The organism is Thermomonospora catenispora (assembly GCF_006363815.1).
GTDB lineage: Bacteria > Actinomycetota > Actinomycetes > Streptosporangiales > Streptosporangiaceae > Thermomonospora > Thermomonospora catenispora.
The window spans coordinates 22,945-38,096 of sequence record NZ_RRYT01000039.1; the positions used below are offsets into that span (position 1 = coordinate 22,945).

Annotated in this window: 14 protein-coding genes; 12 read left to right on the forward strand and 2 right to left on the reverse strand. The window is 74.8% G+C overall.

Annotation, left to right across the window (positions count from 1 at the left end; genetic code table 11):
• Positions 1 to 90 precede the first annotated feature (90 nt).
• Positions 91 to 1,878 (reverse strand): ABC transporter ATP-binding protein, encoded by a 1,788-nt coding sequence (locus EIO00_RS21520; RefSeq protein WP_140181821.1) that lies wholly within the window; start codon positions 1,876 to 1,878, stop codon positions 91 to 93.
• Positions 1,875 to 3,674, reverse strand: a complete 1,800-nt coding sequence (locus tag EIO00_RS21525; protein WP_140181845.1) for an ABC transporter ATP-binding protein — start codon at positions 3,672 to 3,674, stop codon at positions 1,875 to 1,877. Before EIO00_RS21525 ends, EIO00_RS21520 begins: the two co-directional genes overlap by 4 nt.
• An 873-nt stretch (positions 3,675 to 4,547) precedes the next feature.
• On the opposite strand from EIO00_RS21525, the gene EIO00_RS21530 reads away from it, so the two are divergent.
• The 12 genes from EIO00_RS21530 to EIO00_RS21585 all read left to right on the forward strand — a co-directional run bounded on the left by EIO00_RS21530 (position 4,548) and on the right by EIO00_RS21585 (position 14,924).
• Entirely contained in the window at positions 4,548 to 4,754 is a 207-nt protein-coding gene (locus EIO00_RS21530; protein WP_140181823.1) for a cold-shock protein, read from the forward strand.
• Positions 4,755 to 4,896: 142 nt separating this feature from the next.
• Positions 4,897 to 5,277, forward strand: a complete 381-nt coding sequence (hisI, locus tag EIO00_RS21535) for a phosphoribosyl-AMP cyclohydrolase (RefSeq protein WP_206664224.1) — start codon at positions 4,897 to 4,899, stop codon at positions 5,275 to 5,277.
• Entirely contained in the window at positions 5,277 to 5,861 is a 585-nt protein-coding gene (locus tag EIO00_RS21540) for a Trp biosynthesis-associated membrane protein (protein WP_140181827.1), read from the forward strand. Before hisI ends, EIO00_RS21540 begins: the two co-directional genes overlap by 1 nt.
• A 130-nt stretch (positions 5,862 to 5,991) precedes the next feature.
• On the forward strand, positions 5,992 to 6,657 hold the full coding sequence (locus EIO00_RS21545) for a response regulator transcription factor (protein ID WP_140181829.1): 666 nt from the start codon (positions 5,992 to 5,994) through the stop codon (positions 6,655 to 6,657).
• A 112-nt stretch (positions 6,658 to 6,769) separates the two neighbouring features.
• Entirely contained in the window at positions 6,770 to 7,198 is a 429-nt protein-coding gene (locus EIO00_RS21550) for a DUF2752 domain-containing protein (protein ID WP_140181831.1), read from the forward strand.
• Between the two features lie 171 nt (positions 7,199 to 7,369).
• Positions 7,370 to 8,176: an indole-3-glycerol phosphate synthase TrpC gene (gene trpC, locus EIO00_RS21555; RefSeq protein WP_140181833.1), complete on the forward strand. Its 807-nt coding sequence runs from the start codon at positions 7,370 to 7,372 to the stop codon at positions 8,174 to 8,176.
• A 214-nt stretch (positions 8,177 to 8,390) separates the two neighbouring features.
• A complete protein-coding gene (gene trpB / locus EIO00_RS21560) occupies positions 8,391 to 9,638 on the forward strand; it encodes a tryptophan synthase subunit beta (RefSeq protein ID WP_140181835.1) in 1,248 nt (415 codons plus the stop codon).
• A complete protein-coding gene (gene trpA / locus EIO00_RS21565) occupies positions 9,635 to 10,456 on the forward strand; it encodes a tryptophan synthase subunit alpha (protein WP_140181837.1) in 822 nt (273 codons plus the stop codon). The genes trpB and trpA overlap by 4 nt, the downstream gene beginning before the upstream one ends.
• A gap of 128 nt (positions 10,457 to 10,584) precedes the next feature.
• Positions 10,585 to 11,259 (forward strand): MauE/DoxX family redox-associated membrane protein, encoded by a 675-nt coding sequence (locus tag EIO00_RS21570; protein WP_241661508.1) that lies wholly within the window; start codon positions 10,585 to 10,587, stop codon positions 11,257 to 11,259.
• A gap of 95 nt (positions 11,260 to 11,354) precedes the next feature.
• The gene (locus EIO00_RS21575; protein WP_140181839.1) at positions 11,355 to 12,107 is read left to right on the forward strand and encodes a DsbA family protein; all 753 of its coding nucleotides are present in this window, start codon (positions 11,355 to 11,357) and stop codon (positions 12,105 to 12,107) included.
• A gap of 172 nt (positions 12,108 to 12,279) precedes the next feature.
• Complete coding sequence (gene lgt / locus EIO00_RS21580) at positions 12,280 to 13,917, forward strand: prolipoprotein diacylglyceryl transferase (protein WP_175596299.1); 1,638 nt, start codon at positions 12,280 to 12,282, stop codon at positions 13,915 to 13,917.
• Positions 13,918 to 14,120: 203 nt separating this feature from the next.
• Positions 14,121 to 14,924 (forward strand): hypothetical protein, encoded by an 804-nt coding sequence (locus tag EIO00_RS21585; RefSeq protein ID WP_161602772.1) that lies wholly within the window; start codon positions 14,121 to 14,123, stop codon positions 14,922 to 14,924.
• Positions 14,925 to 15,152 lie beyond the last annotated feature (228 nt).

Here is a 15,152-nt window from a genome sequence, read left to right on the forward strand (position 1 = left end):
CGGCGACGCCCGTCGGCCCGGTGCCGGCCGTGCCCTTCCCGCCCCGCGCCGCCGCGGGGCGGGCCTTCCGACCCCCGCCGGGGCCTCGCGTCAGACCGTGCGCTGGGCCGTCCAGGAGGCGTGCAGGTCGGCGTAGACCCCGGGGACGGCGACGAGCTCGCTGTGCGGGCCGCGCTGGACCAGCCGGCCCCGGTCGAAGACCAGGATCTCGTCGGCGGCCTCGGCGGTGGACAGGCGATGCGCGATGGAGATGGAGGTGCGGCCCCGGGTGACGCCGTCGAGGGCGCGTTGCAGGCGCATCTCGGTGGCGGGGTCGACGGCGCTGGTGGCCTCGTCGAGGACCAGCAGGTCGGGGTCGGCGAGGTAGGCGCGGGCCAGGGCGACGAGCTGGCGTTCGCCGGCCGACAGGGACTCCCCGCGCTGGCCGACCGGGGTGTCCAGCCCCTGGGGGAGCCCGGCGACCCAGTCGGCCAGGCCGAGATCGGCGAGGGCCAGCAGGATGTCCTCGTCGGTGGCGCCGGGTCGGCCGTACCGGATGTTGTCGCCCACGGAGGCGTCGAACAGGAACCCGTCCTGGGGGACCATCACGATCCGTTCCCGCAGGGAGGAGAACCGGATCCGGTCCAGGGGGACGCCGTCGACCAGGATGCGTCCCTGCGCCGGGTCCATCAGGCGGGTCAGCAGCTTGGCGAACGTGGTCTTGCCCGAGCCGGTCTCGCCGACCACCGCGACGCGCGAGCGCGGCGCGATGTCCACCGTCACCCCGTGCAGGACGGTGGGGCCGCCGGGATAGGCGAACGACACGTTCTCGAAGCGCACCTCGATGGGGCCGCGCGGCAGCCGGTGCCCCCGCTCGCCCGGATCGGCCACGTCGGGCGCGGTGTCCAGCACTCCGAGCACCCGCCGCCAGCCCGCGATGGCGTTCTGCGCCTCGGTGAGCACCTCGGTGGCGACCTGCATCGGGCCGACGAACAGCGTCACCAGGAACATGAACGCCACCAGCTCGCCGGCCGTCAGGTGCCCGCCCGCCCCCAGCAGGGTGCCCGCCACCACGACCGCGGCGGTCGCCAGCGCCGCCACCAGCTCGCTGGAGGGGAACGTCAGCGCCACGAGCCCCTGGGCCCGGGTCTGCGCCCTGCGGTAGGCCTCCACCGACTCGTCGATCCGCCTGGCGGTCCGCTCCTCGACGGCGTACGCGCGGATCACCGGCGCGCCCACCACCGACTCGCTGATCGCCGCGAGCATGTCCCCGACCCGCTCCCGGACCGCGGTGTACGCCCGCGACAGCAGCCTCTGGAACGTGCGCAGCGCCAGCGCCAGCGGCAGGAACGACGCCCACACCAGCAGCGCCAGCGGCCAGGAGTAGATCGCCATCAGCACGCTGGCCACCACCAGCTGGCCCACCGACACGATGATCATCAGCCCGCCCCACTGCATGAACTGGCTGATCTGATCGACGTCGCCGGTGACCCGCGACACCAGCGAGCCGCGCCGCTCGCCGCTCTGGGTCAGCATCGACAGGTCGTGCACGTGCCGGAACGCCTTGATCCGCAGCGTGGCCAGGCCGCTCTCGGTGGTCCGGTAGAGCCGGACGTTCATCAGGTAGCCCGACACCGCGGTGAGCGCCACGACCGCCGCGGACACCAGCACCGCGGCGCGGACGAACGCCAGGTCCGGTCCGCCGGGGGCGCGCAGGCCCCGATCGATGGTCTGCTGCACGGCGATGGGCACCACCACCCGTCCCGCCGTGGCCACCAGCGCCAGCAGCAGCGTGACCGGCAGCCCCGTGGCGAACTCCGGGCTCAGCCGCAGCCCCCGCCGCAGCGTCCGCAGCGCGCTCTCCAGGGCGGCCGACTCATCCAGCGCGCTCGCCGTCATGCGGTCACCTCCTCGCCCTCGACGGCGTCGCGTTCGGCCTCGGCCCGCTCGTAGGCGTTCACCAGGTCGCGGTAGCCCGCCGACCGCTCCAGCAGCTCGGCGTGCGTGCCGCGGTCCGCCACCCGGCCGTGCTCGAGATAGACCACCTCGTCGGCGAGCGCGATGGTGGCCTTGCGGTAGGCGATCACCACGACGGTCGAGCCGGACCCGGCGCTCTGCGCCGCCCGCAGCCCTTCCAGGATCCGCGCCTCCACCTGCGGGTCCACGCTGGAGGTCGCGTCGTCCAGCACCAGCAGCCGGGGACGGCGCACCAGCGCCCGGGCCAGCGCCAGCCGCTGCCGCTGCCCGCCCGACAGGGTCGCGCCGCGCTCGCCGACCCGGGTGTCCAGCCCGTGGGGCAGTGCGGCCACGAACCCGTCGGCCTGCGCCAGCCGCAACGCCTCCCACACCTGCTCGTCGGGGACGTCGGCGCCCAACGTCACGTTGCCGCGGACGGTGTCGTCGAACAGGAACGTCTGCTGCGGCACCAGCGCCGCCGTCGCCGCCACCGCGCCCCGCCGGGCCTGACGGACGTCCACCCCGTCCAGCAGCACGGTCCCGTCGGCCGGGTCCACCAGCCGCACCAGCAGCGTCGTCAGCGTCGACTTGCCCGACCCGGTCGGCCCGACCACCGCGATCGTGCGGCCGGGCCGCACGGCGAACGACACGTCCCGCAGCACGTGCGCCCGCCCCTCGTCCTCTCCGTCCGCCGCGCCGTCGGCGTAGGCGAACCGCACCCGGCGGACCTCCAGGCCGGCGGGCCCGTCGCCCGGCAGCGGGAGCTCCCCGAACGGCAGCGCCCCTTCGGCGTCCAGCACCGCCCGCACCCGGTTCCACCCCACGACGCTGCGCGGCACCTCCGCCAGCACCCAGCCCAGCGCCCGGATCGGCCAGGCCAGCAGGGTGAACAGGTACGCCACGTTCACCAGGTCGCCGGCGTTCAGCGCGCCCGCCTCCAGCCGCACCGACCCGACCAGCAGCACCGCCAGCACCCCCAGGGTCGGCAGCGCCTCCAGCATCGGGTCGAACAGGCCGCGGATCCGGCCGACCGCCACATTGGCCTCCTGCAGCGCGCGGGCGCGCTCGGTGAACCGTTCGGTCTCGGCCTGCTCCCGGCCCAGGGTCTTGACCACCAGGCCGCCCTCGAAGCTCTCGTGCGCGACCTCGCTCACCTCGGCCCGCAGCTGCTGGGCGCGCGCCGCCAGGGGCGACAGCCGCCGCTGGTAGACCACGTTGAGCAGCGCGATGGCGGGGAACACGCAGAACCCGATCAGCGCCAGCGTCACATCCACCAGCACGATCGCCACCGCCGCCACCAGCAGCATGAACACCACGCCCACCGCCATCGGCAGCGGCGCGATCGGCGCCCAGGCGGCCTCCACGTCGGCGTTGGCGTTCGACAGCAGCTGACCGGTGGGGTGCCGATGGTGCCAGGCCAGCGGCAGCCGCAGGTACTGCCGGGTCACCGCGCGCCGGTAGCGGGCCTGCATCCGGTACTGCATCAGCCCGGCGTAGAACCGCCGTCCGGCAACGCCCAGCGCCTTCAGCACCGCGACCGCGACGATCGCCAGCGCCCCGGTCGCCAGCGCTCCCGCCGTCGTGCGGCCTTCCTGGAACGCCGGCAGCACGACGTTCTCGGTCGCCCACCCCAGCACCCACGCGCTGGCCACGGTCATCGCCGCGTACAACGCGCTGGCCAGGACGGACACGGTGAACACGAGGGGTTCGGCCGTGACGGCGACCCAGAGCACCCGCATCCCTTCGCGCAGGATGCGGGGCTCGACCCTCGAGGGCCCTGCTGGCACGTGGTCCTCCAATCCGGCGGCGGAGCCCCGGCGGACGTCTCCGGCCGGGTCCGCGATGGGGTGGTGTGAGGGCTTGCGGCCCGCTCATGCCTACCATCCCCGGGCGTCCCGTTATTCCCGCCGTCGACCGCCGCCTCGCGGAGGCCCGACGCCGGACGCGGCCGAGTCCGGCGTCGGCGGGGCGGTCTTCCGCCGGGCCGGGGCCGGGCCGGGCGGGCGGTCGGATCGCGGGCGGGCGGCGTCCTCGGGCGTCCGATCCCGGGCGCACGGCCTTCCCGTGGACCTCCTCGCTCCTGCGGGCCGCTCGTCGCGGGACGGCGGCGACGGCCGGGGCGGCGCCGGTCGCTCTTTGCCGTGGCCGCGCACGAAAAATCACGCCATGGGCACTGGTAAAGCGTCGATTTACATAAACGTGAGATATCACGCATCGGGGAGGCGGGGGAGGATATGCCGAGGAGGCCGGACGGCGTCGGACCTCGGCGCCGCGCGATCCCGATCCGGCGGACGGCCTCGCCGCGGTCGGAGAGAACGGCGAATCCGCCGCATGTCCGGCCGCGCGTCCCGCCGGCCGGCCCCGCGCCGCCCCGGCGCGGGACGGCGCGGCCGGAATCGGCCGCCGGGACCCCTCCAATTCACGCCCGACTGGTGATACGGTGGAGCCGTCGGTTGCAGTCGTAGTTCACGATCGTTTTACAGGAACGCCCGCGGACTGATGACGGCGGGCGTTTTGGCTTTTCCGGGACGGTTCGGAAGGCGAGAACGCGCCGCAGCGACCGCACCGGGCCCGCGAGGTGCGGACCCGAGCTTTGCCGCAAGGAGAAAGACATGCCCCAGCAGGGCACCGTGAAGTGGTTCAGCGCCGAGAAGGGCTTCGGTTTCATCGCCGTGGACGACGGCGGTCCGGACGTGTTCGTGCACTACTCGGCGATCCAGACCTCCGGTTACCGGACCCTCGATGAGAACCAGCGCGTCGAGTTCGAGGTGACGCAAGGCGACCGGGGACCGCAGGCCGACCAGGTCCGTCCCCTGTAACGCCTGCAGATGTGACACCTGCGGACGTTCCGCCGGGCCCGCGCCGTCCAGGCGCGGGCCCGGCGTGTTCTCCGCGACATTCGGCGACATTCGGCGCGGTGAAGTGCCGAGGCGGAGCGCGGCGACGGGCACAATGGAGGGCATGTCCGAGCGTGAGTCCAAGCTGGACCCGAAGATCGCCGCGCGCCTCAAGCGCGATCCCAACGGGCTCGTCCCCGCCATCGCCCAGCAGTACGACACCGGTGAGGTGCTCATGCTGGCGTGGATGGACGACGAGGCCCTGCACCGCACCCTGACCACCGGCCGCGCCACCTACTGGTCGCGCAGCCGCCAGGAGTACTGGGTCAAGGGGGAGAGCTCGGGCCATCAGCAGTGGGTGAAGTCGGTCGCCCTCGACTGCGACGGCGACGCCATCCTGGTGAAGGTCGACCAGGTCGGGCCGGCCTGCCACACCGGCGACCGCACCTGTTGGGACGCCGACGTGCTCGACGCCGTCGTCGGTGAGCGCCCCGAGAACCCTTGATGGACGTTCGCCGTGAGCGGGCGGGCGCCGTGTCGGCGTGCGCGGCCGGCGCCGGGCTGGTGCTGCTGGCCGCGGGCCGCCAGTGGGCCTCCGTCCGAGCCCACGGCGCCATCACCCCCATCGATCGGACGCTGACCGGGAACGACCTGACCGGCGCCGTGAGCGCCCTCGGCTGGGCCGGACTGGCGGCGCTGGCCGCCCTGGTCGCCGCCCGCGGCCGGGCCCGCGTCGCCGTCGGGGCCCTGCTGGTGCTGCTGGGCGCGGCCGCGGCCGCCGCCGCGGCCGCCGCGGTGCGCCGCCCCCATGTCCTGGCCGCCGCCGAGGAGCGCAGCACGCTGCTGCGGCTGGGCTCCGATCTGGCGGTGACCACCACCGGGTGGTGGACGGTCGCGGCGACCGGGGGCGTGCTGCTGGCCGCCGCCGGGCTCCTCACCGCGCTGCGGGGGCACCGCTGGCCCGGCATGTCCGCCCGCTACGACCGCCCCGGCGCCGGTCGCGCCGCACAGCGGCCCGCCCCCGACGATCCCGCCGGGCTGTGGAAGTCGCTGGACCGGGGCGAGGATCCCACCGCCCGCGACGAATGACCCCGCTGACCCCGCTCGTGATCCCGCTCGTGACTCCGCTCGGACCGATGACGCCCATGACGCATCCGGGAGCACTGATGGCCGTCGACCACGACGCGGCCCGGGCCGCCGGGCCGACCGCGGGCCGCCCATGACCGAGTCCGCCGGCGGGCTGGTCCTGATCGCCGAACACGACTCCGGCGTGGCCGAGCTGGTCCGCCGCTATCTGACCCGCGCCGGATACGACGCCGAGATCGAGCTCGACACCGCCCGCGCCGCGGCCGCCACGGCCCGGCTCCGCCCCGACGCGGTGGTCCTCGACCTGTCCACCGCCGCCTCGCCCGGGGAGCTGTACCGCCGGGTCCGCCAGGCCGCCGGAGACGCCCCCGTGGTGTGCGTCGTCGCCGCCGGGCAGCCCGCGCCGGCCGGCGAACGGGACGCGGCCGTGCTGACCCGTCCGTTCGGGCCGCGGGTCCTGGTGGACGCCGTCGCCCGGGCGCTGCGCGGCCGGGACGGCGAGGGGGAGGCCCAGGTGCTGCGCGCCGGCTCCGTGGTGCTGGACCCCCAGTCCCGCACCGTCACCGCCGGGGACCGGCCGGTCGCCCTGACCGCCACCGAGTTCGACCTGCTGCGGTTCCTGATGGGCCGACCGGGGCGGGTGTTCACCCGCGAGCAGCTGCTGGAGGCGGCCTGGGAGCCGGGGGCCAGCGCCGGCAACCGCACCGTCGACGTGCACATCGCCCAGCTGCGCGCCAAGCTCGGCGAGGCCAGCCCCATCCGCACCGTCCGCGGCGTCGGCTACGCCGTCGACGCCTGAGGGGCGCGCCGGGACCGGTCTCGGGCCTCCTGCGGGCCTCTTCGGGGCCGTCGCCGCGGGCGGGCCCGGCGCGGCGCCGTCGGGACGACCGTCGGACCCGTACGCTGGGACCATGACGCAGGTCGGCGCGACCCGTACCGGGGGCGTGGGACGCAGGCTGCTGGGGCCGGCCGCGGTGCTCGGCGCCGTCGCCGCCGGGACGACCTGGGTCGCCCTGGTCGATCCGCACGAGCCGGGGCGTTATCCGACCTGCCCGCTGCTGTGGGCCACGGGGCTGTACTGCCCGGGATGCGGCGCGCTGCGCATGGTGCACGAGCTGGCGCACGGCCGGCTCGACGCGGCCCTGGGGCTCAATCCGCTGCTGTTCGCGCTGCTGCCGGTGTTCGGTTACCTGTACGCGCGCTGGGTCGTGCTGTCGGTGCAAGGGCGGCCGATGAGCTCGCGGTTGCTGCGGCCCGCGGCGGTCTACACGCTCCTGGCGCTGGTGATCGTGTTCTGGGTCGTCCGGAATCTTCCGTTCGGGGCGTCCTTGGCCCCGTGACGACGGGTCGGGTGACCGGGCCGTCACCGCCGGGGGCTACGATCGGCACGTACAGTCCGCAGACGAGGGGGCCTGACCCGTGAGCGACGTGACGAGCCGGCAGGCGCGGAACGGAGCCGAGCCGGCGGCGCGCCCGGACGCGGCCGCCGGGCCGCTGGGGGAGGAGGCCGCGTGAGCGTGCTCGCAGAGATCGTGGAAGGCGTCCGGGCCGACCTCGCCGAACGGCAGGCGGCGGTGCCCTTGGAGGCGCTCAAGGAGAAGGCCGCCGCCGCCCCGCCGCCGCGCGACGCCATGGCCGCCCTGCGCGCCGACGGAGTCAGCGTGATCGCGGAGGTCAAGCGGTCCAGCCCGTCCAAGGGCGCGCTCGCGGCGATCGCCGACCCGGCCGCGCTGGCCCGTGACTACGAGGCCGGCGGGGCCAAGGTGATCAGCGTGCTCACCGAGCGGCGCCGGTTCGGCGGCAGCCTGGACGACCTGGCCCAGGTCCGCGCCAACGTCGACGTCCCGGTGCTGCGCAAGGACTTCATCGTCACCTCCTACCAGCTGTGGGAGGCCCGCGCCTACGGCGCCGACCTGGCCCTGCTGATCGTCGCCGCGCTCGACCAGGAGGCGCTGGTCTCGCTGGTGGAGCGGGCCGAGTCGATCGGGCTGGTCCCGCTGGTGGAGGTGCACACCGAGGAGGAGGTGGCGCGGGCGTTGGACGCCGGCGCCAAGGTCATCGGGATCAACGCCCGCGACCTGAAGACCCTCAAGGTGGACCGGAGCGTGTTCGCCCGGCTCGCCCCCCTGCTGCCCCGCGACGTGGTCAAGGTCGCCGAGTCCGGCGTGCGCGGCCCCCACGACCTGCTCGCCTACGCCTCCTCCGGCGCCGACGCGGTGCTGGTGGGGGAGAGCCTGGTCACCGGGCGCGACCCGCGCGGCGCCGTGGCCGATCTGGTCGCCGCCGGAGCCCACCCGGCGCTCCGTCAGGGCAAGTAGGCTTTGCCCATGCCCGACGAGCCTTTGTCGACGTCGCCGCGCGGCCGGGTTCGGCCGCGCCGCCCAGAGGGCATGACCGTCGTGTCCGGCGTCGCGGCCGTGGCGGGGGACGCCGAGCCGCTGCGCGAGCGATGGTGCGCTCATCCGGATCCCGCTCTGCCCGCATAGCCCGGATAAGCCACGCCTTTCACGTTCGACGCACGACAGGACGATCATGACCATCGACGCCGCACGCGGCGCTGCCAGCGATTCCGTGAACCTGCCCGACCCCGACGGCCGCTTCGGCCGGTTCGGCGGCCGGTTCGCCCCCGAAGCCCTCATGGCCGCCCTCGACGCACTGACCCGCGAGTTCGAGGCGGCCAAGGCCGATCCCGCCTTCACCCGCGAGCTGGAGGAGCTGCTCGCCGGCTACGCCGGACGGCCCAGCCTGCTCACCGAGGCCCGGCGGTTCGCCGAGCACGCCGGAGGCGCCCGCATCCTGCTCAAACGAGAGGACCTCAACCACACCGGGTCACACAAGATCAACAATGTGCTGGGGCAGGCGCTGCTCACCCGGCGGATGGGCAAGCGCCGCCTCATCGCCGAGACCGGCGCCGGCCAGCACGGCGTCGCCACCGCGACCGCCGCCGCCCTGCTCGGCCTGGACTGCACCGTCTACATGGGCGAGATCGACACCGAGCGGCAGGCCCTCAACGTCGCCCGGATGCGGATGCTGGGCGCCGAGGTCGTCCCGGTCAAGACCGGCAGCCGCACCCTCAAGGACGCCTGCAACGAGGCGTTCCGCGACTGGGTCGCCACCGTCGAGGACACCCACTACTGCATCGGCTCGGTGATGGGCCCGCATCCGTTCCCGATGATGGTCCGCGACTTCCAGCGCATCATCGGGGTCGAGGCCCGCCGGCAGGTGCTGGAGCTCACCGGACGGCTGCCGGACGCGGTCGTCGCCTGCGTCGGCGGCGGTTCCAACGCCATCGGCGTCTTCCACGCGTTCATCCCCGACGAGGGCGTCCGGCTGTACGGGTTCGAGGCCGGCGGGGACGGCGTGGAGACCGGCCGGCACGCCGCCACCCTGGTCGGCGGCTCCCTCGGCGTCATCCACGGCATGCGCACGTTCCTGCTGCAGGACGAGGACGGGCAGACCCTGGAGACCCACTCGGTGTCGGCGGGACTGGACTACCCGGGCGTCGGCCCCGAGCACTCCTGGCTGCACGACACCGGGCGCGCCGTCTACCGGGCGATCACCGACGCCGAGGCGATGGAGGCGTTCGCCCTGCTGTGCCGCACCGAGGGCATCATCCCGGCGATCGAGTCCGCGCACGCCCTGGCCGGCGCGCTCAAGGTCGGCCGGGAGCTCGGCGAGGACGCCGTCATCGTGGTGTGCCTGTCGGGCCGCGGCGACAAGGACATGCACACCGCGGCCCAGTGGTTCGGCCTCATCACCGGTGAGGAGGGCACTCGATGAGCTCCTCCGTCGCGTTCGCCAAGGCGCAGGCCGAGGACCGCGCCGCGCTGGTCGGCTACCTGCCCGCCGGCTTCCCCTCCTATCGGGGCGCCATCGAGGCCGCCAAGGCCATGGTCGAGGCCGGCTGCGACGCCGTCGAGATCGGCCTACCCTACACCGACCCGATGATGGACGGCCCCACCATCCAGGACGCCGTCCACCGGGCGCTGACCGGCGGCATCCGCGTCGCCGACGTGCTGCGCACCGTCGAGGCGGTGGCCGCCACCGGCGTGCCCGTCCTGGTGATGACCTACTGGAACCCGGTCGACCGGTACGGCGTGGAGGCGTTCGCCCGCGACCTGAAGTCCGCCGGCGGCGTCGGGCTCATCACCCCCGACCTCACCCCGGAGGAGGCCGACCCGTGGCTGGCCGCCTCCGACGCCCATGACCTGGACCGGGTGTTCCTGGTGGCGCTCAGCTCCACCGACGAGCGCATCGCCAAGATCGTCGACGTGTGCCGGGGTTTCGTGTACGCCGCGTCGCTGATGGGCGTCACCGGCACCCGCAGCGCCGTGGACACCGGGGCGCCCGGGCTGGTGGAGCGGACCCGCCGGATCCTGGCCCGGCGCGGCCCGGACGCTCCGACCCTGCCGGTCGGGCTGGGCCTGGGGGTCAGCAACGGGGCGCAGGCCGCCGAGGTCGCCGGCTTCGCCGACGGGGTGATCGTCGGATCGGCGTTCGTCCGCCGCCTTCTGGACGCACCGGACGAAAAAGCCGGAATCCAGGCCGTTCGGGAATTCGCCGCCGAACTCGCCGAAGGCGTACGTCGCGGCGCGTGAACCGCTCCCGGCGCCGGCCGGCGTGGCAGGATGGGGCCCGCGCCGGCCGCTAACGGTCTCCTTATCGGGGTCCGGTTAGCCTGCGAGCCGCGAGAAGCCGCCAGGACATCACGGGAGTCGACGCCACGGTGGTCACAGACAAGGCCGAGGATCGTCAGAATCGGATCGCGCCGAGCGACGACCCGTCGCCCGGCGGCCCCGTCCGCTGGACGCCGCCCGTCCTCATCGTGCTGCTCGCGGTGCTGCTGGCGTGGACCGCGTGGGCGCAGATCGGCGAGCGGTGGACCGGCATCGTCGGCGGCCTGGGGCTGTCGGCGGTGCTGGTCTGGGCCGCCCGCACCGCGCCGGCCGACCAGTGGACCACCGCAGCCGCCCGCGCCGGTCTGGCCGTCGTGCTCGGCTGGGCGGGCCTGGCCAAGGCCCTCGAGCCGCCGGCGCTGCAGAAACTGGCGGTGGAGGCCTACCAGCTGCTGCCCGAAGGGCTGATCACGCCGGTGGGGCTGGGCCTGCCGATCCTGGAGATCGTGCTGGCCCTGCTGTTGCTGGCCGGATTCGCCACCCGGCTCGGCGGGGTGCTGTCCGGGCTGTTGATGGTGGTGTTCATCGCCGGCATCGCCTCCGCCTGGGCCCGTGGTCTGAAGATCGACTGCGGCTGTTTCGGCGGCGGCGGCCAGGTCGCCGATCCGCCCTACCTCAGCGAGATCGTGCGAGACCTCGGCTTCCTGGCGCTGGCCGCCTGGATCGCCGTGTGGCCGCCCGGCCGGGCGGCGGTGGACCGCAGGCTCGGCCTGTACGAGGACTGATCGACCATTCCCTCGGCCGCGGCGGGCGAGACGGGGCTCCCGGACGCGCCCACGGTGCGCCCGTGCGGCCCCGAGCGTTCGGAGGACGACCCACCATGAGCAAGGCCGAGCGTCATCGCAGCGCTCGTGAGCGGCTGGCCGAACAGCGCCGCCGAGAGGAGCAGCGGCGTCGGCGACTGCGCGCCCTGCTGGTCGGCGTGGGCGCCGTCGCGGTGATCGCGGTCGTGGCCGCGGCGGTGGTGCTGATCCGGAGCCGCGGCGACGAGGACGCGGTGGCCACCGCCCCGCTCTCCCGGCAGCCGGACGGATCGGTGGTGATGGCCCAGCCGGGGGTGACCGCTCCGGTGCTGGAGATCTATGAGGACTTCCAGTGCCCGGCCTGCAAGGCGATGGAGAAGGAGACCGGCACCACCATCAAGAAGCTGGCCGCCGAGGGCAAGGTCAAGGTGGTCTACCGGCCGTTCTCGCTGTTCCGCTCCATGGGCGAGCCGGTCAGCGGCAACTCGCTGCGGGCGCTGAACGCCTCCCTGTGCGCACCGGCCGACAAGTGGCTGGCCTACCACGACAAGCTGTTCGACGAGCAGGGTCCGGAGAACGCCAAGGGCTTTGAGAACGCCGACCTCATCAAGTGGGCCGCCGAGGTGGGCATCACCGACGAGGCGTTCGCCGCGTGCGTCGAGGGCACCCAGAGGCAGCAGCAGATCGACCAGGCCAACGCCGCCGCCGACCGGGCCGGGGTGCAGGGCACCCCGTGGGTGACGCTCGACGGGCGCCGGCTCGGCCAGGACGCCGTCTTCGACGCCAAGGGCATGCGCAAGGCCGTCGAGAACGCCAAGTCCAAGGCCTGATCTTCAAGGCCTGGCCGTCGCATCCCGACCCGTCCGCCGTCGGCGCCGGGGCGGGGCACGCCCTCCGCCCCGGCGGCCGGGCGGGCCGGAGGCCCGGATGAGCGCGCGGGCCGCCGGCCGGCCTTCGCGGACCGGCCGACACGACGGTCCGAAGGCGGTAACGTCAACGCTCATGCAGCCCCTTGCGACGATTCCGAGTCCCGCCGAGGGCGTCTGGCACCTCGGGCCGTTCCCCCTGCGCGCCTATGCCCTGATGATCATCCTGGGCATCGTGGCGGCGGTCTGGCTGGGGGAGCGGCGCTGGACCGCCCGGGGCGGCACGCCCGGCGCGGTGATCGACGTGGCGGTCTGGGCGGTGCCGTTCGGCCTGCTGGGCGGTCGGCTCTACCACGTGCTCACCGACTGGCAGCGGTACTTCGGCGAAGGCGGAGACCCGGCCGCCGCCCTGCAGATCTGGCGCGGCGGACTCGGCATCTGGGGCGCCATCGCGCTCGGCGGCGTGGGCGCCTGGATCGGCTGCCGCCGCCGCGGCATCTCGGTGCTGGCGCTCGGCGACGCCGTGGCCCCCGGCCTGGCGCTGGCGCAGGGCATCGGCCGCTGGGGCAACTGGTGGAACCAGGAGCTGTACGGCCGTCCCCTGAACGCCTGGTGGGCCCTGGAGATCGATCCCGAGCACCGGCCCAGGCTGCCCGGCACCGACACCCTCGATCCGCGCTACGCCGACGTGGCCACCTATCACCCGACCTTCCTGTACGAGTCCCTGTGGTGCATCGCGCTGGCGTTCGCGGTGATCTGGGCGGGCCGCCGGTTCACGCTCACCCACGGCCGCGCCTTCGCCCTGTACGTCGCCGGCTACACCCTGGGCCGCTTCTGGATCGAGTCGCTGCGCATCGACGAGGCCCACCACATCCTCGGCATGCGGCTGAACAACTGGACCTCCCTGCTGGTCTTCGCCGGGGCCGTCGCCTACCTGTGGTGGGCGCGCAACCGCACCGGCCCCGAGGCGGTCGTGGTCGAGGGCGCCGATGCCGACGCCCCGGCCGTCCCCGCGGAGGACGCCTCGTCCGCGGCCGGCGAGTCCCGGCCGTCCGGCTCCGCCGCGGCGGCGGACCGGCCCGAGGGGGCCGGCGGGGACGGGTCCGGCGGGGACGCGGAGGACGCCCCCGCCGGGGAGTCCGGCGAGACGGGGAAGGACGTCCGGAGGCCTGAGTCGGCCGAGACGGGCCGGGACGAGGCCTCGCGGGACTCGCGGGACTTCACCGCCCCCGACGCCGAGGAGCGGCAGGGGCCCTCGGGCGCCGGGACCGACGCGGACTCCGGGACCGAGGAGCGGCGGGAGTCCTCAGGCGCCCCGAAGGCCGAGGAGCCGACGGCCCCCGCGGCCGTCGGGGAACGGGACGCCGGGGAGTCCCGGGACGATGAGCCCGCGGACGAGGAGCGCGACGCGGCGGAAGCCGAGGAGCGCGACGCCGGGGACCGGAGGGAGGAGTCCGCCGAGGCCGCCGGGGAGCGGGACTCCGCGGACGAGGACGCTCCGCGCGCCGAGGAGCGGACCGCCGAGGCCTCCACGGACTCCACGGTCTCCGCGGTCTCCGCGGACGCCGAGGAGCCGAAGGACTCGAAGGAGGAGACCGGGGACTCCGCCGCGGCCGCGGAGGCGGGGGAGCCCCGGGCCGAGGCGCCCGAGGAGGCCGAGGACGCCGACGGCGGAGAGGACCGCACGGAGGCGCCCGAGCCCGCCGAGGCGGGCGAGGAGGACGGCGCCGGGCGGCGGGCGCCCGATCGCGCGGCCGAGGCCGTCAAGGACTGAACGACGCCGCAGGTCCGGGACGCGCCCGGTCGTCGTCGCGAGCGCCGTGAGGCGGCGGCGACCGGACGCGCGGGTCGGCCGCGGGCCGACCCGGACCGATCGGCCTCGATGGGGCATGGCGGAAAGTATCTTTTCGGCACGCCGTGCACCGCTTGGGCGATAAGCTCACCGCTGCTGATCGACCTGTGCGAACCGGAGGCGAAGTGAGCGAGACGGGCTCGCGCGTGGCCGTGCACCAGGCCGCGCAGGACGACTTTGGGTCGGGCGACGCCCCACGGCGGCAGCGGCGGTCCCGCTCCGGCAAGCCGCTCATCGCGATCGCGGTCGCGGTGGTCGTCGTGGCCGCCGCGGTCGTCGTCGGAGTGGTGCTGATGGGCGGCGAGGACAAGGGCGGCGCCGCTCCCGCGAAGGTGCTGCCCACCGTCTACACACCGCAAGCGCCGAACGCCCACACCGCCGGGCTCGCCAGGCGCACCGCCGACCCGCGCCCGCTGACCGAGGCCGAGGTCTTCACCGAGGCCACCAGGCGGGTGTCCTACCGCGACTACGCGTTCACGCTGGCGGGCTCGCACGTGTCGGCCGACTGCAAGGCCGTGACCTGGGGCGAGCGTCTCCAGGCGGACCTGGAGAAGCACGGCTGCAACCAGATCGTGCGCGGCGCCTACGTCAGCGCCGACAAGGCCCACGTCGGCCAGTTCTTCGCCGTCAACCTGGCCGACCAGGCCGGCGCGGAGCAGATCTCCCGCGACCTGAACCCGCAGGCCCAGGCCGGCTTCGTGGTGCCGCTGGAGGCCCCGGGCGTGAAGGACTTCGGCCGCGGGTACAGCGCCGCCTACGGCCAGATCTACGGCCACTATCTGATCGTCGCGTGGGTGCAGCGGGCCGGCGGCGCCGAGCCCGCCCGCGGGCTCAGCGAGCTGATCGACATCAGCCTGGCGGTGGAGAAGCCCGGCGACTTCGTGTGGGGACGGCTGCAGCTGCTGCCCGACGTCAGGAGGAACAACTGATCCGCCGACCCGTCCGCCGCGACCCCTCTCCTCGCCGGTGAGGGGCGACGACATGGGCGGGCCCGAGGGCGCCCGCCGCACCGGCCCGCAGCCCGCCCGGCGCGGCGACGGCCGTCCTCGCCCGGCCGGCCCGCCTCGCCGGGGCGTCCCCGCCGGCGATCCCCGACCGCCGGCTCCGTCCCGTTCCTCCCGGGGCACCCCGCCGCGGGGCGTTTCCCGGGAGGACGG

Bases quoted from the DNA above. Each gene is read 5' to 3' on its own strand.
- EIO00_RS21520 (WP_140181821.1), bottom strand. From the start codon at position 1,878: ATGACGGCGAGCGCGCTGGATGAGTCGGCCGCCCTGGAGAGCGCGCTG.
- EIO00_RS21525 (WP_140181845.1), bottom strand. From the start codon at position 3,674: ATGCGGGTGCTCTGGGTCGCCGTCACGGCCGAACCCCTCGTGTTCACC.
- EIO00_RS21530 (WP_140181823.1), top strand. From the start codon at position 4,548: ATGCCCCAGCAGGGCACCGTGAAGTGGTTCAGCGCCGAGAAGGGCTTC.
- hisI (WP_206664224.1), top strand. From the start codon at position 4,897: ATGTCCGAGCGTGAGTCCAAGCTGGACCCGAAGATCGCCGCGCGCCTC.
- EIO00_RS21540 (WP_140181827.1), top strand. From the start codon at position 5,277: ATGGACGTTCGCCGTGAGCGGGCGGGCGCCGTGTCGGCGTGCGCGGCC.
- EIO00_RS21545 (WP_140181829.1), top strand. From the start codon at position 5,992: ATGACCGAGTCCGCCGGCGGGCTGGTCCTGATCGCCGAACACGACTCC.
- EIO00_RS21550 (WP_140181831.1), top strand. From the start codon at position 6,770: ATGACGCAGGTCGGCGCGACCCGTACCGGGGGCGTGGGACGCAGGCTG.
- trpB (WP_140181835.1), top strand. From the start codon at position 8,391: ATGACCATCGACGCCGCACGCGGCGCTGCCAGCGATTCCGTGAACCTG.
- trpA (WP_140181837.1), top strand. From the start codon at position 9,635: ATGAGCTCCTCCGTCGCGTTCGCCAAGGCGCAGGCCGAGGACCGCGCC.
- EIO00_RS21575 (WP_140181839.1), top strand. From the start codon at position 11,355: ATGAGCAAGGCCGAGCGTCATCGCAGCGCTCGTGAGCGGCTGGCCGAA.
- lgt (WP_175596299.1), top strand. From the start codon at position 12,280: ATGCAGCCCCTTGCGACGATTCCGAGTCCCGCCGAGGGCGTCTGGCAC.